Origin of the sequence: Oscillibacter valericigenes, from assembly GCF_016902445.1 — a bacterium.
GTDB classification, from domain to species: domain Bacteria; phylum Bacillota; class Clostridia; order Oscillospirales; family Oscillospiraceae; genus Oscillibacter; species Oscillibacter avistercoris.
The window spans coordinates 59,624-83,671 of record NZ_JACSNX010000003.1 but is presented as its reverse complement, the minus strand read 5'-3'; the positions used below and the strand labels follow the sequence as shown (position 1 = coordinate 83,671).

General features: G+C 62.3%; 28 protein-coding genes. 14 read left to right on the top strand and 14 right to left on the bottom strand.

Annotation, left to right across the window (positions count from 1 at the left end):
* Window positions 1–111: 111 nt before the first annotated feature.
* The 5 genes from H9X91_RS03950 to add all read right to left on the bottom strand — a co-directional run bounded on the left by H9X91_RS03950 (window position 112) and on the right by add (window position 4,457).
* Window positions 112–384 carry a CD3324 family protein gene (locus H9X91_RS03950; RefSeq protein ID WP_204802741.1) on the bottom strand — a complete coding sequence of 91 codons (273 nt, stop codon included), beginning with the start codon at window positions 382–384 and terminating at the stop codon, window positions 112–114.
* 363 nt (window positions 385–747) lie between these two features.
* Window positions 748–1,617 carry a radical SAM protein gene (locus H9X91_RS03945; RefSeq protein WP_204802739.1) on the bottom strand — a complete coding sequence of 290 codons (870 nt, stop codon included), beginning with the start codon at window positions 1,615–1,617 and terminating at the stop codon, window positions 748–750.
* The gene (locus H9X91_RS03940; RefSeq protein ID WP_204802737.1) at window positions 1,614–2,888 is read right to left on the bottom strand and encodes an aspartate aminotransferase type Ic; all 1,275 of its coding nucleotides are present in this window, start codon (window positions 2,886–2,888) and stop codon (window positions 1,614–1,616) included. The genes H9X91_RS03945 and H9X91_RS03940 overlap by 4 nt, the downstream gene beginning before the upstream one ends.
* Before the next feature lie 136 nt (window positions 2,889–3,024).
* A complete protein-coding gene (locus H9X91_RS03935; RefSeq protein WP_204802735.1) occupies window positions 3,025–3,360 on the bottom strand; it encodes a hypothetical protein in 336 nt (111 codons plus the stop codon).
* A gap of 89 nt (window positions 3,361–3,449) precedes the next feature.
* A complete protein-coding gene (gene add / locus H9X91_RS03930; protein WP_204802733.1) occupies window positions 3,450–4,457 on the bottom strand; it encodes an adenosine deaminase in 1,008 nt (335 codons plus the stop codon).
* A 183-nt stretch (window positions 4,458–4,640) separates the two neighbouring features.
* Between add and H9X91_RS03925 the strand changes: the two genes are divergently transcribed.
* On the top strand, window positions 4,641–6,005 hold the full coding sequence (locus H9X91_RS03925; protein WP_204802731.1) for an MATE family efflux transporter: 1,365 nt from the start codon (window positions 4,641–4,643) through the stop codon (window positions 6,003–6,005).
* Between the two features lie 55 nt (window positions 6,006–6,060).
* On the opposite strand, the gene H9X91_RS03920 is transcribed toward H9X91_RS03925, so the two are convergent.
* The 5 genes from H9X91_RS03920 to H9X91_RS03900 form a co-directional block, all read right to left on the bottom strand.
* Window positions 6,061–6,459, bottom strand: a complete 399-nt coding sequence (locus H9X91_RS03920; protein ID WP_204802729.1) for a hypothetical protein — start codon at window positions 6,457–6,459, stop codon at window positions 6,061–6,063.
* Window positions 6,460–6,749: 290 nt separating this feature from the next.
* Window positions 6,750–7,628 carry a PfkB family carbohydrate kinase gene (locus H9X91_RS03915; protein WP_204802727.1) on the bottom strand — a complete coding sequence of 293 codons (879 nt, stop codon included), beginning with the start codon at window positions 7,626–7,628 and terminating at the stop codon, window positions 6,750–6,752.
* Window positions 7,625–8,353 carry a PHP domain-containing protein gene (locus H9X91_RS03910; RefSeq protein WP_204802725.1) on the bottom strand — a complete coding sequence of 243 codons (729 nt, stop codon included), beginning with the start codon at window positions 8,351–8,353 and terminating at the stop codon, window positions 7,625–7,627. Before H9X91_RS03910 ends, H9X91_RS03915 begins: the two co-directional genes overlap by 4 nt.
* A gap of 58 nt (window positions 8,354–8,411) precedes the next feature.
* Complete coding sequence (locus tag H9X91_RS03905; RefSeq protein WP_204802722.1) at window positions 8,412–9,416, bottom strand: LacI family DNA-binding transcriptional regulator; 1,005 nt, start codon at window positions 9,414–9,416, stop codon at window positions 8,412–8,414.
* 25 nt (window positions 9,417–9,441) lie between these two features.
* Window positions 9,442–9,945: a hypothetical protein gene (locus H9X91_RS03900; protein ID WP_204802720.1), complete on the bottom strand. Its 504-nt coding sequence runs from the start codon at window positions 9,943–9,945 to the stop codon at window positions 9,442–9,444.
* Window positions 9,946–10,050: 105 nt separating this feature from the next.
* On the opposite strand from H9X91_RS03900, the gene H9X91_RS03895 reads away from it, so the two are divergent.
* The 11 genes from H9X91_RS03895 (at window position 10,051) to H9X91_RS03845 (ending at window position 20,475) form a co-directional block, all read left to right on the top strand.
* Window positions 10,051–10,884, top strand: a complete 834-nt coding sequence (locus tag H9X91_RS03895; RefSeq protein WP_204802718.1) for a transketolase — start codon at window positions 10,051–10,053, stop codon at window positions 10,882–10,884.
* A gap of 14 nt (window positions 10,885–10,898) precedes the next feature.
* On the top strand, window positions 10,899–11,873 hold the full coding sequence (locus H9X91_RS03890) for a transketolase family protein (protein ID WP_204802716.1): 975 nt from the start codon (window positions 10,899–10,901) through the stop codon (window positions 11,871–11,873).
* A 75-nt stretch (window positions 11,874–11,948) separates the two neighbouring features.
* Complete coding sequence (locus tag H9X91_RS03885; protein ID WP_204802714.1) at window positions 11,949–13,124, top strand: 4-hydroxybutyrate dehydrogenase; 1,176 nt, start codon at window positions 11,949–11,951, stop codon at window positions 13,122–13,124.
* 261 nt (window positions 13,125–13,385) lie between these two features.
* The gene (locus H9X91_RS03880; RefSeq protein ID WP_204802712.1) at window positions 13,386–13,646 is read left to right on the top strand and encodes a hypothetical protein; all 261 of its coding nucleotides are present in this window, start codon (window positions 13,386–13,388) and stop codon (window positions 13,644–13,646) included.
* 90 nt (window positions 13,647–13,736) lie between these two features.
* Window positions 13,737–14,930, top strand: coding sequence for an ABC transporter substrate-binding protein (locus H9X91_RS03875; RefSeq protein WP_204802710.1), 1,194 nt, complete (start codon window positions 13,737–13,739; stop codon window positions 14,928–14,930).
* Window positions 14,931–15,083: 153 nt separating this feature from the next.
* Entirely contained in the window at window positions 15,084–16,004 is a 921-nt protein-coding gene (locus tag H9X91_RS03870) for a branched-chain amino acid ABC transporter permease (protein ID WP_204802708.1), read from the top strand.
* Window positions 16,005–16,013: 9 nt separating this feature from the next.
* A complete protein-coding gene (locus H9X91_RS03865) occupies window positions 16,014–17,090 on the top strand; it encodes a branched-chain amino acid ABC transporter permease (protein ID WP_243414414.1) in 1,077 nt (358 codons plus the stop codon).
* Between the two features lie 19 nt (window positions 17,091–17,109).
* Entirely contained in the window at window positions 17,110–17,931 is an 822-nt protein-coding gene (locus H9X91_RS03860) for an ABC transporter ATP-binding protein (protein ID WP_243414420.1), read from the top strand.
* Between the two features lie 11 nt (window positions 17,932–17,942).
* Entirely contained in the window at window positions 17,943–18,644 is a 702-nt protein-coding gene (locus H9X91_RS03855) for an ABC transporter ATP-binding protein (protein ID WP_204802957.1), read from the top strand.
* 95 nt (window positions 18,645–18,739) lie between these two features.
* Window positions 18,740–19,252: a transcription repressor NadR gene (locus tag H9X91_RS03850; RefSeq protein WP_204802704.1), complete on the top strand. Its 513-nt coding sequence runs from the start codon at window positions 18,740–18,742 to the stop codon at window positions 19,250–19,252.
* Window positions 19,253–19,365: 113 nt separating this feature from the next.
* On the top strand, window positions 19,366–20,475 hold the full coding sequence (locus H9X91_RS03845; protein WP_204802702.1) for a PTS sugar transporter subunit IIC: 1,110 nt from the start codon (window positions 19,366–19,368) through the stop codon (window positions 20,473–20,475).
* Window positions 20,476–20,525: 50 nt separating this feature from the next.
* Here H9X91_RS03845 and H9X91_RS03840 read toward each other — a convergent pair whose 3' ends face one another.
* On the bottom strand, window positions 20,526–21,176 hold the full coding sequence (locus H9X91_RS03840) for a helix-turn-helix domain-containing protein (RefSeq protein WP_204802700.1): 651 nt from the start codon (window positions 21,174–21,176) through the stop codon (window positions 20,526–20,528).
* A 145-nt stretch (window positions 21,177–21,321) separates the two neighbouring features.
* Here H9X91_RS03840 and H9X91_RS03835 point away from each other — a divergent pair, with 145 nt between their 5' ends.
* Complete coding sequence (locus H9X91_RS03835) at window positions 21,322–21,741, top strand: PPC domain-containing DNA-binding protein (protein WP_204802698.1); 420 nt, start codon at window positions 21,322–21,324, stop codon at window positions 21,739–21,741.
* 48 nt (window positions 21,742–21,789) lie between these two features.
* Here the strand turns inward: H9X91_RS03835 and H9X91_RS03830 are convergent, their stop codons facing one another.
* The 3 genes from H9X91_RS03830 to H9X91_RS03820 are packed head-to-tail and all read right to left on the bottom strand — an operon-like array spanning window position 21,790 to window position 23,636.
* On the bottom strand, window positions 21,790–22,755 hold the full coding sequence (locus H9X91_RS03830; protein ID WP_204802696.1) for a tRNA dihydrouridine synthase: 966 nt from the start codon (window positions 22,753–22,755) through the stop codon (window positions 21,790–21,792).
* Complete coding sequence (locus tag H9X91_RS03825) at window positions 22,752–23,102, bottom strand: arsenate reductase family protein (protein WP_204802694.1); 351 nt, start codon at window positions 23,100–23,102, stop codon at window positions 22,752–22,754. Before H9X91_RS03825 ends, H9X91_RS03830 begins: the two co-directional genes overlap by 4 nt.
* 30 nt (window positions 23,103–23,132) lie before the next feature.
* Window positions 23,133–23,636 (bottom strand): GreA/GreB family elongation factor, encoded by a 504-nt coding sequence (locus H9X91_RS03820; RefSeq protein ID WP_204802692.1) that lies wholly within the window; start codon window positions 23,634–23,636, stop codon window positions 23,133–23,135.
* Window positions 23,637–23,777: 141 nt separating this feature from the next.
* Between H9X91_RS03820 and H9X91_RS03815 the strand changes: the two genes are divergently transcribed.
* Window positions 23,778–24,017 carry a hypothetical protein gene (locus tag H9X91_RS03815; RefSeq protein WP_204802690.1) on the top strand — a complete coding sequence of 80 codons (240 nt, stop codon included), beginning with the start codon at window positions 23,778–23,780 and terminating at the stop codon, window positions 24,015–24,017.
* Window positions 24,018–24,048 lie beyond the last annotated feature (31 nt).

Sequence of the window (24,048 nt, the reverse complement as noted above, 5' to 3'; positions counted from 1 at the left end):
CGGTGTTTTCTTTCTGTTCCCAGCATACCGCGCCCCGGGCCGGTCCCGCAACCGCCGATTCGATTCAGAAAAAAGAAAGCGGCATGCGGATGCCGCATGGCGCTCACAGCCTTATTCGTTTCTCAGGCGGGCAATGATCTTCCAGATGCTCTTCGGCGCCAGAAAGTAATCTTCCGCCAGCTGGTCCACAGAGGTCCCCTCCCGATAGCGCCGATAGATCTCCAGATTTCGGGCCAGGGTCTCCGCCTTGCGGCCGTTGGCCGCGCCCCAGGGCTTTCGTTCGGTCTCCCGCCGGGGGATGTACAGATACTCCCCGTCGATATACGCCTGGATCTGCTCCAGCAGATCCGGCGGCAGCACGTCGGCTGCTCTCATATAGCGCATGATGCTCCTCCAAAGCTCTTGTGATTTGGAATGAGCAGAGGCTATATGCCAAATCTCTTTGTTTGACGCGATAGCCCCTGCTATGCGTCAAACGCCGAAGCACAATGATTCAGTTGCAACGAGGTTCCCTCATTTCACGTTGGATTTCCAAGGGTGTCCGGGCAACACCAAACAGGGGGACGCCATCCCCCTTTCACAGCCCGGTATTCGGTTTTGCTCACAGGACCGACATCCACACACCTCACTTGGAAATCAGCAACAGAATACCATCCCCGGCGCGCGCTGTCAAGTCCGCTTCCAGAAAGGCAGAAAAGAACAAGCTGCGGAGCAGATGCTCCGCAGCTTGCCGCAGCTTATTGGGTTTTACAGGCCCCGCCATTCCTCCGGCCGGAGGCGGCTCAGGTCGTGCTCCGCCGCGTCGATGGTGCGGAGCATGGCCTCCTTGTCCTGATTCAGCGTGCCCTTCAGCACCAGATAGTTGCTGGCGTGGTTCATGCGGAACACGCTGCCGGGGCTGTCCAGATGCTCCATCAGCAGACGGGTCTCCCGCAGCACCTGGGGCTGGGTCAGCAGCCGGAAGCTGCCGTCCTTCACCCAGTCGTAGAGGGGCGTCTCCGGCTCCACCATCAGCGTCAGCATGCCGATATACTCCGGGTTCATGGCGTTGAAGGCCTCCGCCGTCTCAATGGCGTGGCGCTCCAGCAGCTCCGGGCCCCCAAGGCCGGTGATGGCGGTGACGGACAGGGCCATGCCGCACCGGCGGACCTTCTGGCCCATCTCCACGATCTCCGCGGACAGGTGGCCCTTGCGCATGCGCTTGAGCACATCGTCACAGCCGGACTCCAGCCCCATGTAGACCATGGTGAGGCCCTTGTCCCGCAGCGTCCGCAGCTCCTCCTCCGTCCGGATGCGGATGGAGGCAGGGGACGCGTAGCTGGTGACCCGCTCGCACTCCGGGAACAGCTCCCGGATGGTATCCAGGATGGTGTAAAGTTCATTGGCTTTCCGGACCAAGGCGTCGCCGTCCGCCAGGAACACCCGGCCCACCCGGGCATAGGTCCGCCGGGCGATGCGGAAGTCCTCCAGCACCTCCTCCAGGGGGCGGATGGCGAACCGCTTCTCCTTGTACATGCTGCAGAAGGCGCAGGTGTTGTGGCTGCACCCGTAGGTCACCTGGACGATGAGGCTGTACGCCTCGGAGGGGGGACGGTAGACGCTTCCGTAGTATCTCATACGCCCAGCTTCTCCAGGGCCGCCATCTTCAGGCACACACACAGCACGGCGATGGCCTGCTCCAGCTCCTCAACGGGGGGCAGAGACGGGGCGATGCGGATGTTGCTGTCCTGGGGATCCTTGCCGTAGGGGAAGGTCGCGCCTGCGCCGGTCATGGTGACGCCCGCCTCCTTGCACAGGGCCAGGGTCCGCTTGGCGGTGCCGGGCATGGCGTTCAGGGAGACGAAGTATCCGCCCTTGGGCCGCCGCCAGGAGGCGATCTCCAGCGGGGCGATCTCCCGGTCCAGCGCCTCCACCACGCAGCGGAACTTGGGGCCCATGATGGCAGCGTGCTTCTTCATCAGCTCCAGGGTGTGGGCCTTGTCCTTCAGGTACAGCACGTGACGCTGCTGGTTCACCTTGTCAAAGCTGATGACCTGGACGGTGAGCAGCTTCTCCATATAGGCCATGTTGGCCTCGGAGCAGGCGAAGCAGGAGATACCGGCGCCGGGCAGCGTCACCTTGGAGGTGGAGGCGAACTCGAACACCATGTCGGCATTGCCGTACTTTTCGCACTCGCTGAGGATGTCCGGGAACTCCACATAGTCCCCCTCGAACTCATGGATGCAGTAGGCGTTGTCCCACATCAGCAGGAAGTCCGGCGCCGCGGGCTTCATGGAGGCGATGCGGCGGATGGTCTCGGCGGAGTAGATGATGCCGTCGGGGTTGGAGTACTTGGGCACGTTCCACATGCCCTTGACGGCGGGGTCTTTGATGGCCTCTTCCACGGCGTCCATGTCCGGTCCCTCGTCGGTCATGGGGATGGTGACGAGCTCAAAGCCGAAGGACTCCGTCACCTTGAAGTGGCGGTCATAGCCGGGAGAGGGGCACAGGAACTTCACCACCGGCTCCCTGCACCAGGGCCGCTCACTGTGGAGCAGGCCGTGGGTGTAGGCCTTGGAGATGGTGTCGTACATCAGCTGCAGGCTGGCGTTGCCGCCCACGAACACCTGCTCCGGCTTACAGCCCAGGATCTCCGCGAACAGCCGCTTGGCGGCGGGCAGGCCGGAGAGCTCGCCGTAGTTGCGCACGTCGATGCCGTCGGACACATAGTCCTCCGGCTTCTGCATCAGGGAGAAGATGTCGCTGACCAGATCCAGCTGGGCCTTGCCGGGCTTGCCCCGGGCCATGTTCAGCTTCAGCCCCCGGGCCTTCAGGTCCTCATATTCCTTGGTCACCTTGGCGTACTCCGCCTTGCGCTCCTCGGCGGTCATCTTGGGATAATCAGTCATTTCAACGCTTCCTTTCTTTGCTTTCTGTCATGAATCTTATTTAGTATATCGAGTTTTCCCGCAAGTTGCAAGCCTCTTTCCCCAGTTCCAAAAGAAAACCGGGCCCCGCCGACAGCAGGGCCCGGTCCAGGGCCTCTCAGCAGCAGCCGCAGCCGGTGCAGCTGTCAGCACAGGAGATGGTGGGGTCGCAGGTAGACATGGTCACGCCGTAGCGGACCGGAATGGACACGCACACCTGCTGGGTCAGCGTCACAGTGCACATGGTTCCGTCCGCATTGGTGGCGCAGGTGATCTTGGGGCTGCCCTGGCAGGTGACTGTGGGGCTGCCCATGGCAGCGGTGGGCACCAGGATCACAGGAGCCGTCACATCCACACACTGGGTGCTGACCTTGTTGCAGCCATTCAGGGGGCAGGACTCCTCGGACTGATATGGTAAAATGGGCTCGTGCTCATAGGCTTCACTGATACGCAAAGGAATTCCCTCGTTTCTTCAAGATGGTACACCGGACGTCGGTCCGGCGTCCACCCCATCCTATGCGCCGGATGCCTCCGCCGCGCCTGTCAGCTCCGCCGGAACTCCGCCAGGGCCCGGCGCAGGCGTTCCTTGCTCTCCGGTCCGCAGAAGGCGGCATCCACCGCCGCCTCCTGACAGCGGATCAGTTCCTCCCGGCTCATGTGGGCAAATTCCGCTGCCCGGCGCAGCTCCTCCGTCAGCGTCAGCCCACCCAGGAAGGTGGGGTCGTCTCGGCTCAGGGTCACCGCCGCCCCCGCGTCCAGCAGCCGGCGCAGCGGGTGGTCCTCCGGATGCCGGTACAGCAGCGCCAGGTTGGAAGTCAGGCAGATGTTCAGCGGCACCTGCTCCCGGACCAGGCGACCCACCAGCGCCGGGTCCTCCGCCGCCCGGACGCTGTGGTCCAGACGGTCCGCTCTCAGCAGGTCCAGGGCGTCCCGCACGCCCTCCGGGCCGCTGCTCTCCCCGGCATGGACGGTGCAGCCGAAGCCCGCCGCCTTCGCCGCCAGGAACGTCGGGCGGAACCGCTCCCCGGTCCGGCCCGCCAAGGCCTCGTTCCCGTCGATGGAGAGACCAGCCAGCCGGGGCGTCCGGCAGGCCCGCATAGTCTCCACCAGCGCCATCGCCTCTTCCCCCGTCTGGGTGCGGGAGAGAGACAGAGTGAACCGGCAGTCGGCGCCGCCCCGCTCCGCCGCCCGGTCAAACCCTGCCGTCACGGCGGCGATGATCTCCGCCGCCGTGAACTGGGGCCAGTGGGTCGGGTTCAAAATCAGCTCACTGTAGAGGATATTCTCCTCTCCGGCGGCCAGAGCCGCGTGTTCCGCCGCCTCTGTCAGCTCCTCCGGCGTGCCCACAAAGGAGCAGATCCCGTCCAGGAAGGACAGGAAGTCGCTCAGGTCCTCGGCCGAGCAGTCATACAGCTGCTCCGCGGGGCGGGGCAGTTCCCGGCCCTGACGGGACGCGAACCGCGCCAGCATCTCGCCCGGCATGGTGGACTCCAGGTGGACATGGAGCTCCACCTTTGGCATCCTGCGGAGAAAAACAGTCAGGTCTTCCATCTGATCCGCTCCTTCCTTCCGCACCTCTTCCGGTGCGGCCGGCTGCTGCCGCGGCCGGGTCTTTTTATTGTACCACGGTGCCTGCCGTGTTTGAATCACTTTTCAGAAAAGCCCCTTCCCTTTTGTAAAATTCATGCTATAATTTTGTTATGAATTTACAAAACGCTGTCAGGAGGCCGATCCATGGACGAAAAGCAGGAGCAGAAATTTCACCAGCTGACAGAAGAGCCTGTGGGCCGGCTGATCTCCCAGCTGGCTGTTCCCTGTATCATCAGCATGCTGGTCACCGCCTTCTATAACATGGCGGACACTTTTTTTGTGGGGATGCTGCGCAGCAATGCCGCCACCGGCGCTGTGGGCGTGGTGTTCTCCATGATGGCAGTCATTCAGGCCATCGGCTTCTTTTTCGGCCATGGCAGCGGAAATTTCATCTCCCGGGAGCTGGGGAAGCACCATATGGAGGAAGCCTCCAATATGGCGGCCACCGGCTTTTTTACCGCCCTGTTCACCGGTCTTGCCATCTGCATCCTGGGGGAGATCTTCCTGACGCCGCTGGCTACGCTGCTGGGCTCCTCCCCCACCATTCTGCCTTACGCCAAGGACTATCTGGGCGTGATCCTGCTGGGTGCCCCGTGGATGACCGCCTCCCTGGTGCTGAACAACCAGCTCCGCTTCCAGGGCAACGCCATCTACGGCACCATCGGCATCGTCAGCGGGGCGGTGCTGAACATCGGGCTGGACCCGCTGCTGATCTTCACCTTTGACATGGGCGTGGCCGGTGCCGCCTGGGCCACCATCATCAGCCAGTTTGCCAGCTTCTGCCTGCTGCTGGCAGGCTGCACCCGGGGCGGGAATCTGCACATCCAGTTCTCCCGCTTTCAGCTGAAGTGGTCCTATTTCAAGCTGATCATCCAGGGCGGGCTGCCCTCGCTGGCCAGGCAGAGTCTGGCCAGCGTTGCAACCATCTGCCTGAATCACGCGGCCATGCCCTATGGGGACGCGGCCATCGCCGCCATGGGCGTGGTGCAGCGGATCACCACCTTCGGTGCCTCCGCCATGATCGGCTTCGGGCAGGGCTTCCAGCCGGTGTGCGGCTTCAACTACGGGGCCCAGCTGTACCACCGGGTGCGGGAGGGCTTCTGGTTCTGCGTGAAGGTGGCCACCGTCTTCCTGCTGGCCGCCGGCGCGGTGGGATTCGTCTTCGCGCCCCAGCTCATCGCCCTGTTCCGGGACGACCCGGAGGTCATCTCCATCGGGACTGTGGCGCTGCGGTTCCAGTGCGTCACCTTCTTCTTCCAGGGCTGGATCACCATGAGCAACATGATGCTCCAGACCATCGGGCGGACGGTGCCCGCCACGTTCATCGCCATGGCCCGCCAAGGCGTGTTCTTCATTCCCCTGGTGTGGATCCTGTCCCTGTCTCCTCTGGGGCTGCTGGGCATCCAGATGTCCCAGTCCGTCTCGGACCTTCTGACGCTGGCCGTGGCGATCCCCACCCAGCTGTATGTGCTGCGGCAGATGGCCCGGATGCAGCCAGCCAAGGTCTGAAGCCGCAAAAAGGCCCCCGCAGCAACAGCTGCGGGGGCCTCTCTCTTCAGTCCGCTTATGCGGGCAGAAGCGCCTGCACCGCGGCGGCCAGCGCCTCGCCCTCCCGGATGCTGTAGCTCCAGTCTGCATCCTGATAGACGGCGAAGAGCCCGTCTTCTGCGGAGAGGACCACGTGCAGCGTCTCCTCTCCGCCGGAGAGATTCACCTCCACCAGATCCTGGAAGGCGTGGGCCGGGAGCCCGCCCCGGGAGATCAGGCCGCGGGTGGCGCCCTCCAGCAGGTCCAGCACCTCGTCCTCGTCCACCTGGGACAAGATCTCTTCCCCGCGGTAATAAAGGGAGGTGAGCTGGTATTCCACGTCTTCATCCAGCACGGGGGCCGACAGGGACAGCATCACCGCCCCGGCCGCCGCTGCCAATACTGCGACGATCAGTACCACAATGCTCTTCCGCATCCCTTCACCCCCCTTGCCCCATGTTTGGCCGCCTTTATTATATCCGGGGAAAATCCCCCCTGTCAAGGAAGAAAGCACCGCCGGAGCGGTGCTTTCAGACTGTCAATAAACCCGGAAATCCGGGAAAACGGGAAGGAAGATAGCTGCGAAAGAAACCCAGGAAGGGTGTCTTTCGCTTTCCATCAACCGTTTTTCAGAACTTTTTGAAGTTCTGAAAAACGCAGGCAGCTTGGCGAAAAGACTTTTTCGCCAAGCTGAAAGCACCGCCGGAGCGGTGCTTTCTCTTGTTCTCAGAAGAATTCCCTCTGGTATGCCTCCACATCCGCCCGGGTCCCCAGGAAGGGGCCGGGGGTCTCCATCTTCAGGGAGACCAGCGCCGTGGCCGTGCGGAGGGCCGTTGGCACATCGTGGGTGAGCCGTTCGTTGATGTACCCGGCAAAGGTGGTGTCTCCCCGCCCTGTGCGGCCGGAGAGGTTCCGGGACCGGATGGGGCAGGTGTAGATCTCCCTGCCGTCGTAGACCAGCACCTCGGAGTTGTGGGTGATCATGATCTCCTTTGCGCCCCAGCTGTACAGCAGTTTGGCCGCCTCCGCCCGGTCCGTGAGGCCGGTGAGGATCTCCGCCTCCGCCGCGTCGGTCTTGAGGAAGCGGACATAGGGCAGCAGCTCCTTCTTCTCCGCCCAGTCGTGGTACACCATGCCGCCGTTCTCCACACAGCGCAGCATGCACTGCACGTCGATGGCTACCTGGGCATGCTTTGCGGCGTAGGGGATCAGCTCATTGGGCAGGTCGCCCCTCACCAGTCCCGCCAGATGCCAGACGGCGGCGTCCACCGCCGGGATCTCCTCCGGCCGGTAGGGGTCGATCATGCTGGACACCGTGGAGGTCCGCCGCTCCCGGTCCGGTGTGTGATAGACATTCTTCGTCACGAAGGAAGCCCTGCTGGGAAGAGGATACACCGTGACGTTGGGAGCCTGGGCAAAGGCCGCCCGCAGCTCCTCCGCCGTCATATCCGCCTTGGGCAGCACGGCGGTCCTGTGGCCGATGTTGGCGGCGGCAAAGCCGGAGTAGTAAACGGCGCCGCCAATCGCCTGGACCGTGGTGCCGTCATAGTCCACATTCGTATCCAGCGCCACCTCGCCGATGATCAGCGTGTCAAAGGTGCTCATTTTCGGGCCTCCTTCCGCATTTCCTCGTCCGCCCGGACGAATTCCGAAAATTCCGGTCCCCACAGCTGGAAACGATGTGCCTCGATCATCCGCCGGTAGGCAAAGGAGTCCCTCACCCGCTCCGGCAGGAGCACGCCCGCCCGGCACTCATCGCCGCTCTGGTGGGTGTCGGACCCGGCCAGACGGAGGTACTCCGGATGGCGGCGGGCCAGCTCCAGGGCACGGTCATTGTAGTTGTCATGCCGGGGATTGCCGTTGATGATCTCCGTCCCGTGGACGGCGTCCTCGAACACGGTGGTGTTGCCGTCCCGATAGGGATGGGCGTGGATGATCAGCACCTGGTCGTGGAACTTCTGAAAGAACTCCCGGGCACTCATGCAGCACATGTAGGGGTTTCCCCGGAGCCATGCCTCATCGATGCCGTAGACCAGATAGTCGTTGTCATTTTCCGGGAATCGGAGCTCCGCGCCCAGGATCACGTCGAATCCCAGCTCGTCGCCCCGGGCCTTGGAGGCCCGGTAGCCGCTGAGATAGTGGTCCATGACCTTGTTCCAGTCGTGGTCCGTGTCGATCCGGGACAGGTATTCCGGGTGGAGGTGATCCGTCACCACCAGGCCGGAAAAGCCCTGCCGCACGTAGCGGTCCACCACCTCCGCCGCCGGCAGGTGGCCGCATTTGCTGGTCTCTGCCGTATGGGTGTGGGGATCGTAAAGATATCCGTTCATATCTGCTGCTTCCTCCTTCTGCTGAACGGCGTAGCCGCCGAAATTGGACCGTGCCCGCTCATCCCACCATCCGGCAGGATCCGCGCTTGATCAGGCTGGGCATGAGGATCTGATGCACATATCCCCGGGTTCCGCGCTCGATCTTGTTCAGAAGGATGTCCACTGCCTGGGTGGCCATCTCCCGTTTGGACTGCTCCACTGTGGTCAGGTCGATCCGCGACAGGGCGCTGGCGGAGATGTTGTCAAACCCCATCAGGCTCAGCTGTTCCGGGATCTGAATGCCCATCTCGTCCGCCGCCCGCATGATCCCCAGCGCATTGGAATCTGTTGAGGCAAAAATGGCCGTGTAGTCGATGGGCTTCCGGAAGAGCTCCTTTGCCATCTCATATCCGCCCTCAGGAGAGGAGCGGGAGAAGCTGCTGTCCACCACCCGCGGCGTCAGCCCCATGTCCCGGCAGGCCTGGAGGTATCCCTCCGCCCGCAGCTGGTGGGTGACGGCCCGACGCCGGCCGAAATACAGGATGTCCCGGTGTCCCAGGCTGTAGAGATACTCCACGCCCAGATAGGCACCCCGGGCATTGTCTGTGGTGACACAGCTCTGGGGCTGGTCCCGCAGATCCTCGCTGAGAAACACCATGGGCACCTGATCCGCGTATGGCTTCAGGTCCTCGCAGCTATGGTGTTCCTGCGGGACGATCAGGATCCCGTCAACCTGCCGGTTCACCAGCAGCTGGACCACCGTCCGCTCCTGCCGGAGATCCGGCGCGGAGTTGCACAGCATGATGTTGTAGCCTCTGGCCTGTGCCCTGACCTCCGCATAATATGCCAGCTCAGACATGTAGTGGTTGTCGATGGAAGGGACCACCAGTCCGATCAGGTCCGTCTTCTTCATGACCATGGAGCGCGCGATATAGTTCTTCGTATAGCCCATCTCGTCACACAGCCGCCGGATCCGCTCCCGGGTCTCCTGCCCGATCTGCGGGCTGTCCGAAAGGGCACGGGAGACGGTGGAATAGGAGACTCCTGCCGCCCGGGCCACATCCTTCAGCGTGACGCTCTTCATCTCGCACCGCCTTTCTGCATCAAAGTCAGGATTTTCGCAAACGTTTCCGCATTTCTCGAAAAAATAAAACACATTTGCGTTTTCTTGCTTCTTTAGAATATCGAATTTTTGAATCCTTGTCAATGAAATTTCTCTGAATTTTCCAGATAAAATCTGCGATTTCAGCAGTGCAGACATCCGATCTTTTCTTTGGTCCGGATCTTCCCGTAGGGCGCAAACGTTTTCCGCCCTTTTTACATCCGGAACGGCGCTGCGGCACCGGATCCCGGCGGAAATTTCCTTGTGAAAAACGAAACGTTGGTTGACGTGCTATAGGAACTTGGGGTAAAATATAGAAAAAGCCGGATTTGTTTTTGTGCAAATCACACATTTTTGTTCGATAATATTGTTCAATCCTCTGATTTTTGTTTGGAGGGTTGAATTTGCCTCTGAAAAACCCTGTTTTTCCCAAGAAAGGCCTTTTAAATTTTTTCTTTTTGTGATATCCTGAAGCGGAAGTGGTATTCTTGCCATTTCTGTTGGCGTACACATATGAACGGTTTCCCTTTGCGGAGAGATGCTGTCTCCCCGCTGATTCCACGCCGCGCGGCGTGCACGGCGTGCAATTTAAGAAACGGAAAGGAAGAAACTCCCCATGAACGAGAAGAAATGCAAAGTTCTGGCGGCTGAGATCCGGCTGGAAACGCTGAAGGTCATCCACTCCCGGGGCTTCGGCCACGTGGGCGGCTCCATGGACCTGGCGGACCTGATGGCCGTCCTGTACGGAGAGGTCATGAAGTTCGATCCGAAGAATCCCCGGTGGGAAGACCGGGACTGGCTGGTCCTGTCCAAGGGCCATGCGGGCCCCGTGGCCTACGCCACCTTCGGTCTCATGGGCTACTATCCCATGGAAGAGGCCTATACCCTCAACCATCCCCACACCCACTTCCCCAGCCACACGGACCGCAAGCTGACCCCCGGCGTGGATCTGACCACCGGCTCTCTGGGCCAGGGCGCCTCCACCGCCACCGGCGCTGCCCTGGGCAACAAGATCGACGGCCGTGACAGCCACGTGTTCTGCGTCATCGGCGACGGTGAGGCCGACGAGGGCGAGGTCTGGGAGGCCTTCCACTTCGCCTATGCCCACAAGCTGGACAACATCATCTATTTCATCGACAACAACGGCTATCAGCTGGACGGCCCCACGGACGATATCCTGGCCCACGGCAGCCTTGCCAAGAAAGCGGAGGCCTTCGGCCTGTATACGCAGGAGATCGACGGCCACGACGTGAAGGCCATCTACGATGCCATCCAGAACGCCTATGCCAAGAAGGGCGTGCCCAGCTGCATCGTGCTGGACACCTGCAAGGGCAAGGGCGCCACGTTTGCCGAGCCCAAGCACGACCACTCCTCTCAGCCCAATGAAGAGCAGTGGGCCGAGGCGCTGGCCGCATCCGAGAAGGCTCTGGAAGACATCAAAAACGCTTGAGGAGGGTGAGATCCATGAACGTGAAACTGATCGGAAAGCATGAAAAGGATTCCCGGGCCTGCCGGGATGGTCTCGCTCTGACACTGAACGAGATGATGGCGCAGGACAAGTCCATCTGCTACGTGGACTGCGACCTGATGGGCTGCATCAACACCAAGCAGCTGCGGAAGAACTACCCTGACCGGGCTTTTGAGGCCGGCATCGCCGAGGGCAACGCCGCCGGCGTGGCCGCAGGTCTCGCCGCCACCGGCAAGAAGGTCTTCTTCCACTCCTTCGGCACCTTCTCCTCCCGCCGGTGCTATGACCAGATCTACATGTCCGCCGCCTATGCCGGGCTGACGGTCCACGTGCTGGGCTCCGACGCCGGCGTCACCGCCGCGTTCAACGGCGGCACCCACATGCCCCTGGAGGACGCGGCCATGTACCTGTCCATTCCCGAGACCACTGTGCTGGATCCCGCCGACTACGATCAGCTGGCCAGCATCACCCGCCAGCTGGTGAACATCGACAAGGGCGTCACCTACACCCGGTTCGTCCGCAAGGGCATCATCCAGGTGTACGGCGAGGGCAGCGAGTTCGAGATCGGCAAGGGCGTGGTGCTCCACGAGTCTGACAAGGACCAGGCCACCATCATCACCTCCGGCATCATGGTGGACGAGTCCCTGAAGGCCTATGAGGCCCTGCAGGCGGAGGGCATCTCCGTCCGGGTCATCGACATGTTCACCTGGAAGCCCCTGGATGAGGAGCTGGTGGTCAAGGCCGCCAAGGAGACCGGCGCCATCGTCACCGCCGAGAACCACAACGTCACCTGCGGTCTGGGCTCCGTGGTGGCCAACTGCCTGGCCAAGAACGCCCCCACGGTCCAGGAGTTCGTGGGCGTGCAGGATCGGTTCGGCCAGGTGGGTCCCCAGGACTTCCTGATGGATGAGTATGGCCTGCGTGCCGCCAACATCGTGGCCGCCGTCAAGAAGGCCATCGCCCGCAAATAACTTTTGGATACCCGGCGGGGTCCCCGTGGCCCCGCCTGTATCACCATAATCAATTTTGAAAAGGAGACATGAATCATGGATGCTTTTTCCGCTTCCCTGATGGCTGACAAGAGAGAGATCATCTTTGCGCCCACCGTCTACAAGTTCCAGACTTTCGCCCAGATGGCGGAGGAGTTCAAGCTGAACGAGCGGGACGTGGTGCTGACCAACGAGTTCATCTACACCCCGTTCATGAAGGATCTGGGGCTGAAGTGCCACTATGTGTTCCAGGAGAAGTTCGGCGCCGGCGAGCCCAGCGAGGAAATGATCCAGGTCATGTACGACGCCATCCCCTACGACAGCTATGACCGCGTCATCGCCGTGGGCGGCGGCGCCATCATGGACCTGTGCAAGCTGCTGGGCTGCAAGCGCCCCGACACGGTCCACAACCTGTACTTCAAGCGGTTCCCCGTGGTGCATGAGAAGGACGTCATCGCCATCCCCACCACCTGCGGCACCGGCTCTGAGTGCACCAACATCTCTGTTGCCATCGTCAAGGACGAGAAGGACGGCGTGCTCACCGGCGGTGAGACCAAGCTGGGCCTGGTGTCTGACGACATCATCCCCAACAAGGTGTGCCTGATCCCCGAGCTGCTGAAGACCCTGCCCTACAAGCCCTTCGCCTGCTCCGCCATCGACGCGCTGGTCCACGCCACCGAGTCCTTCCTGAGCCCCCATCGCAAGACCATGACCTCCGAGCTGTTCAGTGAGAAGGCCATGGACATGATCCTGAAGGGCTTCAAGCTGATCGACGAGAAGGGCCAGGATGCCCGGTTCGAGTATATGGACCAGTTCGTCACCGCCAGCTTCTACGCCGGCATTGCCTTCCTGAAGGCCGGCTGCGGCCCGGTCCACGGCATGAGCTTCCCCCTGGGCGGCACCTATCACGTGCCCCATGGCGAGAGCAACTACATGCTGTTCGGTGCCATCATGGACTACTATGACGAGCATAAGCCCGACGGCGAGATCATGCGCTTCAAGGAGTTGGTGGCCAGCATCCTGGGCTGCGAGGTCAAGGACGCCATCCCCGAGATGAACGCCCTGCTGCAGCGCATCCTGCCCCTGCGTCCCCTGCGGGACTGCGGCTTCACCGAGGCGGACTTCAAGGCCTTCCCCCTGTCTGTCGAGGCCAACCAGCAGCGCCTGATGACCAACGCCTACTATCCCTTCGACCTGGAGAGCGAAGAGGCCATCTACCGCAAGTGCTATTAAAATTTTTCCAGACAACGCAGAGGGGAGACGGCATGCGCCGTCTCCCCCTTTTTTGTGTTTTTCCGCCTTAAATTTTGCTTTTGTCGCTGGCTCGTCCGCCGTTTTTGTATATTCTGCATAAATATATTTTGATTTTTTGACGCTAATCCGGCAAATATTTTCTAACTTCCGGATTGACTTTTTTGCAGAGAGTCGGTAGAATGTGAGTCAACATCAAGCAGTTGTCTGCTGCGAAAGGAGTCGTACAGAATGGCCGGTTGTATGATGATGACCCAGAATATGACCATGACTGATGCGTCTGCCAACGGTACGACGTCTGCTTCTCGCGCGCATTCCGCCGCGATGTCCTGCACCTCCAAGAGCCATATCGCCCTCATTCTGGACGCCATTCTGCTGGCGTCCATTATTATTTGCGCGCTGGTATCCATTACCATTTTGGTAAGCGTATTTGTAGCGGGCATTTCCATTCTGGTACTGGTCCTGTTGGTATTGGAATATTGCGATTCGCCAAGATTGCGATGAGGTGCATCACTGTGTGATACAGTAAAGCGGCTCCGCATCTGGCGGGGCCGCTTTTTTGTATAATTCTATCCAGGAAAAGGAGAATACAAGATGAAGAAGAAGTTACTTGCGCTTGCCCTGGCTTTGACCATGGCACTGGGGCTCACCGCCTGCGGCGGTGGAAACGACACGTCCGCCGCGGATGACGGCGGCTCTGACACCACCGTGTCCACCGGCACCGCCTTCAAGATCGGCGTCATCGGCCCCCTGACCGGCGGCGCTGCCATCTACGGCACCTGTGTGGCCAACTCCGCCCAGATCGCCGTGGACGAGATCAACGCCCTGGGCGGCGACATCCAGTTCGAGCTGCTGCCCGCTGCCGATGACGTCAACGATGCCGAAACCTCCGTCAACGCCTACAACAGTCTGATGGACAAGGGGATGCAGATCCTGGTGGGCACCGTCACCACTCAGCCGGCTCTGTCCGTGGTGCCGCTGACCTATGATGACCGGGTGTTTACGCTGACTCCCTCCGCCTCCGGTGATGACGTCATCGAAAACAACGACAACGTGTTCCAGATCTGCTTCACCGACTCCAACCAGGGCTCCCGCTCCGCGCAGTACATCAACGAGCACTTCCCGGACGCCAAGATCGGCATCATCTACAAGAACGACGAGCAATACTCCATCGGCATCCGTGACAACTTCAAGGCCGAGGCCGACGCCCGGGGCATGGACATCGTCTACGAGGGCACCTTCGCCGAGGCCAACCAGACTGACTTCAACGTGCAGCTGACCGCCGCTCAGTCCGCCGGTGCCGACCTGCTGTTCCTGCCCATCTACTACACCCCTGCCTCCGCCATCCTTACCCAGGCCAATGCCTTGGGCTACAAGCCCACCTTCTTCGGCGTGGACGGCATGGACGGCATCCTGACCGCCGACAACTTCGACGCCTCCCTGGCCGAGGGCGTGTACCTGCTGACCCCCTTCTCCGCCGATGCGGAGGACGAGATGACCCAGAACTTTGTTACCAAGTACCAGGAGGCCTACGGCGGGACCCCCAACCAGTTCGGCGCCGACGCCTATGACGCCATCTACACCCTGTATCAGGCCATCCAGGCCGCCGGCGTCACCGCCGACATGGCCACCGAGGACATCTGCGACGCCCTGATCGAGGTCATGCCCACCATCTCCGTCACCGGCCTGACCAGCGCCGGTTCCGAGATGACCTGGGACGCCAACGGCGCCGTTAGCAAGGACCCCACCGCCGTCATCATCGAGAACGGCACCTACGTCACTCCCTGAAGCAGTGGAACACACACTCCGCTGAAATAGAGGACAGGGACCGGCTGCCGGGCATCCGGCAGCCCTCCCTGGGCTTCTATGGCGGAAACCGACGCGGAGATCCCGTCGCCGCTTCAGTTTCTGCCATAGAAGGGGAAAGAGAGGAAAATAAGTATGGAATTTCTATCCTACCTGATCACCGGCATCAGCCTGGGAAGCATCTATGCCATCATTGCCCTGGGCTACACCATGGTGTACGGCATCGCCAAGATGCTGAACTTCGCCCACGGCGATGTCATCATGGTGGGCGCCTATGTGTCCTTTTACGTGACCATGTTTGCAGGCAGCAACCTGCTGGGGGACGATCCCTCCACCCTGGCCTCGGGTATCGTGGCGCTGGTGTCCGTCCTGCTGGCCATGGCGGTGTGCACGGTGCTGGGCGTGGTCATCGAGGGGCTGGCCTACCGCCCCCTGCGCCAGGCCGGGTCCCTGGCGGTGCTGATCACCGCCATCGGCGTCAGCTACTTCCTGCAGAACGCGGCCCAGCTGCTGTTCGGCGCCAACCCCAAGAACTTCACCCCCATCGTCAGCGGCCAGCTGACCCTGTTCGGCGGTCAGCTGCGGATCTCCTATGTGGCGCTGCTGACCATCGCGGCCTGCGTGGTCATCATGCTGGGCCTCACCACCTTTACCGGAAAGAGCAGGATGGGCAAGGCCATGCGGGCCTGCTCCGAGGACCGGGGCGCCGCCCAGCTGATGGGCATCAACGTCAACGCCACCATCTCCATGACGTTCGCCATCGGCTCCGCTCTGGCGGCCGTCGCAGGCGTCCTGCTGTGCTCCTACTCCCCGGTGCTCCAGCCCACCACCGGCTCCATGCCCGGCATCAAGGCCTTCACCGCCGCGGTGTTCGGCGGCATCGGCTCCATCCCCGGCGCCTTCCTGGGTGGCCTGCTGCTGGGGATCATCGAGGCCCTGGCCCAGGCCTATATCTCCACCCAGCTGTCCAATACGATCCTCTTCGCCGTGCTGATCGTGGTGCTGCTGGTGAAGCCGTCCGGCCTGCTGGGCAAGTACGTGCCCGAGAAAGTGTGAGGTGGCGGCATGAAGAGCTATTTCAAGAATATGAAGACCATCACCAAGGCGGATTACGCCACATACCTGGGCGTGATCCTGGCCTTTATCGTGGTGTCCATCTGCCAGTCCCAGGGGCTGGTGAGCCGCTCCCTGGGCGGCATGCTGGTGCCCATCTGCTGCTATGTGTGCATGTCTGTCTCCCTGAACCTGACGGTGGGTGTCCTGGGGGAGCTGTCCCTGGGCCACGCGGGTTTCATGAGCGTGGGCGCCTTCTCCGGCATCATCACCGCCATGAGCCTCCAGTCCGCTGTCCCCAATGACCTGGTGCGGATGGTCATCGCCCTGGTGGCGGGCGCCTTCTTCGCCGCCATCGTGGGCTTCATCGTGGGCATCCCGGTGCTGCGGCTGCGGGGCGACTATCTGGCCATCGTCACCCTGGCCTTCGGCGAGATCATCAAGGACCTCATCAACTGCCTGCTGGTGGGCTGGGACGAGAACGGCCTGCACATCGCCCTGAACGTGGACGGCACCAAGAGCATGTCCTCCCTGGGCCTCAGCGAGAACGGCATCGAGATCATCAAGGGCGCCCAGGGCGCCACCGGCAATGCCCGCATCGCCACGTTCACCATGGGCTTCGTGCTGATCATGATCACCCTGGTGGTGGTGCTGAATCTGGTCCGCAGCCGGACCGGCCGGGCCGTCATGGCCATCCGGGACAACCGGATCGCCGCCGAGAGCGTAGGCATCAACGTCACCAAGTACAAGCTGATCGCCTTTGTCACCTCCGCCTCCCTGGCGGGTGCCGCCGGCGCCCTGTTCGGCCTGAACTACTCCAACGTCACTGCCGCGCAGTTCGACTTCAACACCTCCATCCTGGTGCTGGTGTATGTGGTGCTGGGGGGCCTGGGCAGCATCTGGGGCTCCATCATCGCCACGGTGGTCCTGTATGTGCTGCCGGAGGCTCTGCGGCAGTTCTCCGACTACCGGATGCTGGTGTACGCCATCGTGCTGATCCTGGTGATGCTGGCCACCAACAATCCGCAGGTGCGGGCGCTGATCAGCCGGATCATTCCCAGAAGAAAGGGGGCTGCCATCGATGAATAAGAAATTCGAAAAGGGAAAGATGGTCCCGGTTCCCAGCCACTCCATCATCCCGGAGCGGGACATCGACAAGTCCCCCATCCTGGAGTGCCGCCACCTGGGGATCGATTTCGGCGGACTGCGGGCGGTGAACGACTTCAACCTCACCATCGGCCGGACGGAGATCGCAGGCCTCATCGGTCCCAACGGCGCCGGCAAGACCACCATCTTCAACCTGCTGACCAAGGTGTATCAGCCCACCCGGGGCACCATCCTGCTGGACGGGCTGGACACCTCCGGCAAGACCACCGCCCAGATCAACCGCATGGGCATTGCCCGGACCTTCCAGAACATCCGCCTGTTCAACAATCTGTCGGTGGAGGACAATGTGAAGGTGGGCCTCCACAATCAGGAGCACTACTCCGCCCTCACCGGCGTGCTGCGGCTGCCCTGGTACTGGAGCCGGGAAAAAGCCGCCCATGACCGGGCCATGGAGCTGCTCTCCATCTTCGGCATGGAGCACCTGGCGGACCATGCGGCCGGCTCCCTCCCCTACGGAGCCCAGCGGCGGCTGGAGATCGTCCGGGCCCTGGCCACCAACCCCTCCCTCCTGCTGCTGGATGAGCCGGCGGCAGGGATGAACCCCTCCGAGACGGCGGAGCTGATGGAGAACATCGTCAAGATCCGGGACACCTTCCAGATCGCCGTCATGCTGATCGAGCACGACATGAAGCTGGTCATGAATATCTGCGAGGGCATCTGTGTCCTGAACTTCGGCCAGGTCATCGCCAAGGGCACGGCGGAAGAGATCCAGTCCAACCCCGCCGTCATCGAGGCGTATCTCGGCAAACAGAAGGAGGCGTGACCATGGAACCGATCCTGAAAGTCAGCGACATCAACGTCTACTACGGCGCCATCCACGCCATCAAGGGCGTCTCTTTCGAGGTGAATCCCGGGGAGATCGTCACCCTGATCGGCGCCAACGGCGCCGGCAAATCCACCACCCTGCAGACCATCTCCGGCCTGCTCCACTCCCGCACCGGCTCCATTGAGTTTCTGGGCGAGAGCCTGATGGGGATCCCCGCCCACAAAATCGTGGCCAAGGGGCTGGCCCAGGTACCGGAGGGACGGCGGATCTTCCTGCAGATGACCGTGGAGGAAAACCTTCAGATGGGGGCCTACACCCGGTCCGGGGCCGGCATCGACCAGGACCTGGAAAAGGTCTACACCCATTTTCCCCGGCTGATGGAGCGGCGGCGGCAGATCGCCGGCACCCTCTCCGGCGGTGAGCAGCAGATGCTGGCCATGGGCCGGGCCCTGATGAGCCGTCCCAAGCTGCTGATGCTGGATGAGCCCTCCATGGGCCTTGCTCCCATCCTGGTGGAGCAGATCTTTGAGATCATCCGGACCCTTCACAAAGCCGGTACCACCATCCTGCTGGTGGAGCAGAACGCCCAGGCGGCTCTGAGCATCGCCGACCGGGGCTATGTGCTGGAGACCGGCAGGATCGTCACCTCCGGCACCGGGCAGGAGCTGCTGGCCAGTCCGGAGATCAAGCGTGCCTATCTGGGCGGCTGAGCCTGCAAAAAAAGGAGAGCCTCGGCTCTCCTTTTTTCTTTGCAATCCGCCGGGGATGTGCTATACTGCTGTCATGACAGAAAGGAGAGATCTCCATGCGCGCAGAGGAACGGCGGCAGGCCATCCGGGAGCTTCTGCAGAATTCCAAACAGCCCGTCAGCGCCTCAGCCCTGGCGGCCCGATTTGCCGTCAGCCGGCAAATCATCGTGGGAGACATCGCTCTGCTGCGGGCGGCGGGGGCGGAGATCTCCGCCACGCCCCGGGGGTATGTGATCCTGCGGGAGACGGCGGGCCTGGTGCGGCAGGTGGCTGTCCAGCACGATGCCGCCGGTATGGAGGCGGAGCTGAACGCCATGGTGGACCAGGGCTGCACGGTGCTGGACGTCATTGTGGAGCATCCCATCTACGGCCAGCTGACGGGGCCCCTGCAGCTTGTCAGCCGGTACGATGTGGCCCAGTTCCTCGCCCGCTGCAGCCAGCCGGACGCCCGCCCCCTGTCGGAGCTGACGGAGGGCATCCACCTCCACACCCTCTCCTGTCCGGACGAAGCGGCCTTTGACCGGGTCCGGCAGGAGCTGCGGCGGCTGGGCGTTCTTCTGGAGGGGTGACCAGCTGCAAAAAAGCGGTTGACAGATGGAAGATTCTTGTGTATGATACGGTTTACAGGTGTCTTGACACATGTAAACCGTATTTCAATTCTACATAAAAGCAGGTGTCTCCCATGGAACGGTTCAAAGGATTTCTCAAACGCAAGAACATCGTCATCTCCGCCAAGCGGTACGGCATCGACGCCCTGGGCGCCATGGCCCAGGGCCTCTTCTGCTCCCTGCTGATCGGCACGATCCTCAACACCATCGGCTCTCAGTTCCACATCGGCTTCCTCACGGCTCAGATCATCACCATCAACGGCGTGGGATACACCATCGGTGGACTGGCGTCGTTCATGAGCGGGTCCGCCATGGCGGTAGCCATCGGCTATGCCCTCCAGGCGCCGCCCATGGTGCTGTTCTCCCTGGTGACGGTGGGCTATGCCTGCAACGCCCTGGGCGGGGCCGGCGGACCTCTGGCAGTGCTGTTCGTTGCCATCATCGCCGCGGAGTTCGGCAAAGCCGTCAGCAAGGAGACCAAGGTGGACATTCTGGTGACGCCCATCGTCACCATCCTCATCGGCGTGGGGGCTGCCTGGGTCATCGCGCCGCCCATCGGCGGAGCGGCCAGTGCCTTCGGCCAGCTGATCATGCGGACCACGGAGCTGCAGCCCTTCTGGATGGGCATGCTGGTGTCCGTGCTGGTGGGCATTGCCCTGACGCTGCCCATCTCCTCCGCCGCCATCTGCTCCGTCCTGGGGCTGACCGGACTGGCGGGGGGCGCCGCCGTGGCGGGATGCTGCGCCAACATGGTGGGCTTCGCCGTCCTCTCCTTCCGGGAGAACCGCTGGGGCGGTCTGGTGAGCCAGGGCATCGGCACCTCCATGCTGCAGATGCCCAACATCGTGAAGAACCCCCGGATCTGGCTGCCGGCCATTTTGACCTCCGCCGTCACCGGACCCCTGGCCACCTGCTTTTTCAAGCTGGAGATGAACGGGGACCCCATCAACTCCGGCATGGGCACCTGCGGTCTGTGCGGCCAGCTGGGTGTCTGGACCGGCTGGGTCAGCCCCAGCGACGCGGCGCTGGCCAACGGGGCCGCCGCCATTGTCCCCACGGCCTTTGACTGGGCGGGGCTGATCCTGATCTCCTTCGTCCTCCCCGCCGTCCTCACCTGGCTCTTCGGGCTGTTCTTCCAGAAGATCGGCTGGATCAAGCCGGGAGACCTGACGCTGCCCCAGTAAAGGAAACGCCCGGACCGCGATGCGGTCCGGGTTTTTTTACCCAGTTTCGCTCATTTGTTCAGTCCCAAAAACAGGAGGCAGCCCGCAAGGAACAGGGAGCTGTTTCGCAAAAGAGGCAGGCGGAACAGCAGATAAAACCAGTCCCGAAAAATCGAATACCAGTTGCCCAACAACGGCACCACCGCCCACAGCACATAGTGGCCCAGGAGCAGCAGTCCCAGGGCAGACAGCACCCGCCGCACTCTGCCGGAGCGCAGCCGGATGTCCCCCCACAGGGAGATGGCGGAAGGCAGCAGGACTCCCGCCGCGGCATATACAACAGGCGGCACCGTACAGGCGAAAATATAGCTAGGCCAACCCAGATACCCCTTCTTCAGCAACTCCGCCAGGTACGGTGCCAGCGTCAGCTCCAGTACGCACCAGGCCAGAAACGCCAGAATACAGATGGCGGTACAGACGATGTACCGCCGCTGGAACCGAATATAGAGCCGTTCCACTCGCTCCGGGCCGTAGATCAGTTCCCGGACGTCGGCGCCCAGCGCCTCCGCCAGGGCGGTCAGGGTCTCAATGTCCGGCTGGGTCTTGCCGGTCTCCCAGGAGGAGACCGCCTGCCGGGTCACATGGAGCCGCCCCGCCAGGGCGTCCTGGGTCAGCTTCTCCCGCTGGCGCAGCTGTTTCAGATTCTTTCCCACCGCGTTCATGGCCTCGCCTCCCGGTCTCAGCATACCACATAGGCCGCCGATTTGTCACGCAAGAAACCGTTGCGGCCCGCCGCAGGGGCTTGCGGCGGGGCCTGGGATGTGGTATCGTTAGGGTATCTGAGATCAAACACAGGAGGAACTGTCAATGGAATACCGGAAATTCGGAGACACGTACATCGTCCGCATGGACCCGGGTGAGGAAATTCTGACCCAGCTGAAGGTCTTTGCGGAGCAGGAGGGCGTCAAGCTGGCCTCCGTCACCGCCCTGGGCGCCGTGAAGGACTTCACTGTGGGGGTGTTCGACACCGGCGCCAAGGTCTACAAGTCCAACCGCTTCCAGGGAGTCTATGAGATCGTCTCCCTGGTGGGCACCATCAACACCATGAACGACGCGTTCTACTGCCACCTCCACATGTGTGCCGCCGACCAGGAGGGCCACGCCTTCGGCGGGCATCTGAACGAGGCTGTCATCAGCGCCACCTGCGAGCTGGTGGTGACCTGTCTGCCCGGCCGGACGGACCGGGTGTTCAGCGACGAGGTGGGTCTGAACCTGATCTCCTTCTGAATAGGCAAAAGCAAGACCGGAGAACGCTGTTCTCCGGTCTCGTTTTCTTTATCCAAACGCGCCCTCCGCGTGGTCCCGCAGGGGCAGCTCCCGGAAGATGGCGGCCTCCACCGCCTCGTACTCCGCCGGTGTCCGGAGGCGTCGCATCTTCTTGTGGTGGCGCTCGCCGCCTTCGAACAGGTGGATCAGGAAGAACCAGACCTCCTTCATCCGCTGGGCCGCAGGTCCTGCCTGGCCGTAGAAGTCCTGGTAGGACTGGTACAGCGTCCGGGTGAAATCCTGGATCTCCTGCCGGGTGGCGGGGGCGCCGCCATGGAGCTTCCGCAGCAGGGCCGGGTCCGCGATGGCCCCCCGGCCGATCATCACCGCGTCGACGGCGGGAAAGTCCGCCGCAAAGGCCCCGCAGTCCTCCACCGTCACCAGGTCCCCGTTGTAGCACAGGGGATTCCGGCTCCGCTCCGCCGCCCAGGTGAACCAGTCCCGGTGGACCGTGCCCTTGTAGAACTGCTTCTGGATGCGGGGGTGGATGGTGAGGCAGGCGATGGGGTAGCGGTTGTAGATCTCCAGCAGCCGTTCAAATTCCTCCGGCTCCTTCACCCCCAGCCGGGTCTTGACGGACACCGGCAGCTTCACCGAGGCGAACACCTCGTCGAAGAACCGCTCCAGCTCCTCGGGCCTTGCCAGGAAGCCGGAGCCCTTGCCCTTGGCGGTGACAGTACCGGAGGGGCAGCCCAGGTTCAGGTTCACCTCGGTGTAGCCCATGTCCGCCACCACCTCCGCCGCCCAGAGGAAGTCCGGCGCCCGGCGGGTCATCACCTGGGGCACCACGTGCAGCCCGGCGTTGGCGGCCGGGTCCAGCTCCCGCTGGTCCCGCTTGGTGAGGATGTGCTGGTCCGTGGGGGAGAAAAAGGGGATGAAATACCGGTCCGCCCCGCCGAACAGCCGGTGGTACACCTGCCGGAACACCACCTTGGTGATGCCGTCCAGAGGGGCGAAGTCGTATCGCTGGATCATCCCAGGACTGTCTCCCACTCCGCCGGGCGGAAGCCGGTGCGGACGAAGCCCTCCCCCACCAGGATGGGCCGCTTCACCAGCATCCCGTCGGTGGCCAGCAGGGCCAGCTGCTCCTCCTCGCTCATCTCCGGCAGCTTGTCCTTCAGGCCCAGGGCCTTGTACTGCAGGCCGCTGGTGTTGAAGAACTTTTTCAGGGGCAGGCCGCTCTTCTGCCACCAGGCCCGCAGCTCCTCCGCTGTGGGGTTTTCCAGCTTGATGTCCCGGGCCTCGTAAGAGACGCCCCGCTCATCCAGAAAGGCCTTGGCCTTCTGGCAGGTGGTGCACTTGGGGTACCACAGAAATAACATGATGCTCTCTCCTTCTTTTGATATATCCGCTCAGTAGCTGCTGATCTCCAGGCTCTCGTCGTCCCGGCCCTTTTCGATGGTCCGGATCTCCACCCAGTATTTCAGCTCCGGGCTCACCTCCACCTGGACCCGGTCCCCCACCTGGCGGCCCAGCAGAGCCTTTCCCACAGGGGACTCCTTGCTGATGAGGCCCTTCAGGGCGTCCTGCCGCAGGGTGGTGACGATCTGGAGGGTCATCTCCTGCTTCGCCAGCTCGTTGTAGATGGTGACCTTGTCGAACAATCCCGCCCGGTCGCCCTGGTCCTTTACCTCAATGACCTTGGCGGTGCGGATCATCCGCTCCAGGTAGCGGATGCGGCTGTCGTTGCGGTTCTTGGCCTGCTTGGCGCATTTGTACTCGTAGTTCTCGCTGAGATCGCCGAAGGCTCTGGCCGTCTGCACCTCCTCGATCAGCTGGGGACGCAGGACCTGGGTCCGGTAGTTGATCTCCTCCTGCATCTTTTTGATGTCCACTTCCGTCAGTTCGTCGTACATGCTCTCGTTCCTTTCCAAGCCGCTTTGCGGCTATTCTACCACGCCCCGCCGGAAAGCACAACCCCGGAGGCCCGCCGCCGGGCACCATTTCCGCCGCCGGGCATAGACTGGACTGTATCACGAGTTGAGGAGGCAATGGAAATGGAGAGCACTTCCTGCGAGGCTGCTGTCACCATGCGCGCAACCGTTCTGCGGGTCTGCCCCTGTGAGCTGTGCGTCTGCGACCACGAGAACCACCAACAGGTCCTGGTCCATACAGACAACGCCTGCTGCTTCCGGGTGGGACAGCAGGTCTGCATCGAATTCAGCGGCGCCATGACCCGGAGCGATCCGCCCCAGATCACCGCCGACTGCGTCCGGCCGCTGAGCTGCTGCTGTTAAGACGCCTGAAAAAGCCGCCCGGAGCGTCTGT

What these genes read in the sequence shown, in the direction of transcription:
- H9X91_RS03950 (WP_204802741.1), bottom strand. Translation starts at nt 384, where the DNA reads ATGCGCTATATGAGAGCAGCCGACGTGCTGCCGCCGGATCTGCTGGAG.
- H9X91_RS03945 (WP_204802739.1), bottom strand. Translation starts at nt 1,617, where the DNA reads ATGAGATACTACGGAAGCGTCTACCGTCCCCCCTCCGAGGCGTACAGC.
- H9X91_RS03940 (WP_204802737.1), bottom strand. Translation starts at nt 2,888, where the DNA reads ATGACTGATTATCCCAAGATGACCGCCGAGGAGCGCAAGGCGGAGTAC.
- add (WP_204802733.1), bottom strand. Translation starts at nt 4,457, where the DNA reads ATGGAAGACCTGACTGTTTTTCTCCGCAGGATGCCAAAGGTGGAGCTC.
- H9X91_RS03925 (WP_204802731.1), top strand. Translation starts at nt 4,641, where the DNA reads ATGGACGAAAAGCAGGAGCAGAAATTTCACCAGCTGACAGAAGAGCCT.
- H9X91_RS03920 (WP_204802729.1), bottom strand. Translation starts at nt 6,459, where the DNA reads ATGCGGAAGAGCATTGTGGTACTGATCGTCGCAGTATTGGCAGCGGCG.
- H9X91_RS03915 (WP_204802727.1), bottom strand. Translation starts at nt 7,628, where the DNA reads ATGAGCACCTTTGACACGCTGATCATCGGCGAGGTGGCGCTGGATACG.
- H9X91_RS03910 (WP_204802725.1), bottom strand. Translation starts at nt 8,353, where the DNA reads ATGAACGGATATCTTTACGATCCCCACACCCATACGGCAGAGACCAGC.
- H9X91_RS03905 (WP_204802722.1), bottom strand. Translation starts at nt 9,416, where the DNA reads ATGAAGAGCGTCACGCTGAAGGATGTGGCCCGGGCGGCAGGAGTCTCC.
- H9X91_RS03895 (WP_204802718.1), top strand. Translation starts at nt 10,051, where the DNA reads ATGAACGAGAAGAAATGCAAAGTTCTGGCGGCTGAGATCCGGCTGGAA.
- H9X91_RS03890 (WP_204802716.1), top strand. Translation starts at nt 10,899, where the DNA reads ATGAACGTGAAACTGATCGGAAAGCATGAAAAGGATTCCCGGGCCTGC.
- H9X91_RS03885 (WP_204802714.1), top strand. Translation starts at nt 11,949, where the DNA reads ATGGATGCTTTTTCCGCTTCCCTGATGGCTGACAAGAGAGAGATCATC.
- H9X91_RS03880 (WP_204802712.1), top strand. Translation starts at nt 13,386, where the DNA reads ATGATGATGACCCAGAATATGACCATGACTGATGCGTCTGCCAACGGT.
- H9X91_RS03875 (WP_204802710.1), top strand. Translation starts at nt 13,737, where the DNA reads ATGAAGAAGAAGTTACTTGCGCTTGCCCTGGCTTTGACCATGGCACTG.
- H9X91_RS03870 (WP_204802708.1), top strand. Translation starts at nt 15,084, where the DNA reads ATGGAATTTCTATCCTACCTGATCACCGGCATCAGCCTGGGAAGCATC.
- H9X91_RS03865 (WP_243414414.1), top strand. Translation starts at nt 16,014, where the DNA reads ATGAAGAGCTATTTCAAGAATATGAAGACCATCACCAAGGCGGATTAC.
- H9X91_RS03860 (WP_243414420.1), top strand. Translation starts at nt 17,110, where the DNA reads ATGGTCCCGGTTCCCAGCCACTCCATCATCCCGGAGCGGGACATCGAC.
- H9X91_RS03850 (WP_204802704.1), top strand. Translation starts at nt 18,740, where the DNA reads ATGCGCGCAGAGGAACGGCGGCAGGCCATCCGGGAGCTTCTGCAGAAT.
- H9X91_RS03845 (WP_204802702.1), top strand. Translation starts at nt 19,366, where the DNA reads ATGGAACGGTTCAAAGGATTTCTCAAACGCAAGAACATCGTCATCTCC.
- H9X91_RS03840 (WP_204802700.1), bottom strand. Translation starts at nt 21,176, where the DNA reads ATGAACGCGGTGGGAAAGAATCTGAAACAGCTGCGCCAGCGGGAGAAG.
- H9X91_RS03835 (WP_204802698.1), top strand. Translation starts at nt 21,322, where the DNA reads ATGGAATACCGGAAATTCGGAGACACGTACATCGTCCGCATGGACCCG.
- H9X91_RS03830 (WP_204802696.1), bottom strand. Translation starts at nt 22,755, where the DNA reads ATGATCCAGCGATACGACTTCGCCCCTCTGGACGGCATCACCAAGGTG.
- H9X91_RS03825 (WP_204802694.1), bottom strand. Translation starts at nt 23,102, where the DNA reads ATGTTATTTCTGTGGTACCCCAAGTGCACCACCTGCCAGAAGGCCAAG.
- H9X91_RS03820 (WP_204802692.1), bottom strand. Translation starts at nt 23,636, where the DNA reads ATGTACGACGAACTGACGGAAGTGGACATCAAAAAGATGCAGGAGGAG.
- H9X91_RS03815 (WP_204802690.1), top strand. Translation starts at nt 23,778, where the DNA reads ATGGAGAGCACTTCCTGCGAGGCTGCTGTCACCATGCGCGCAACCGTT.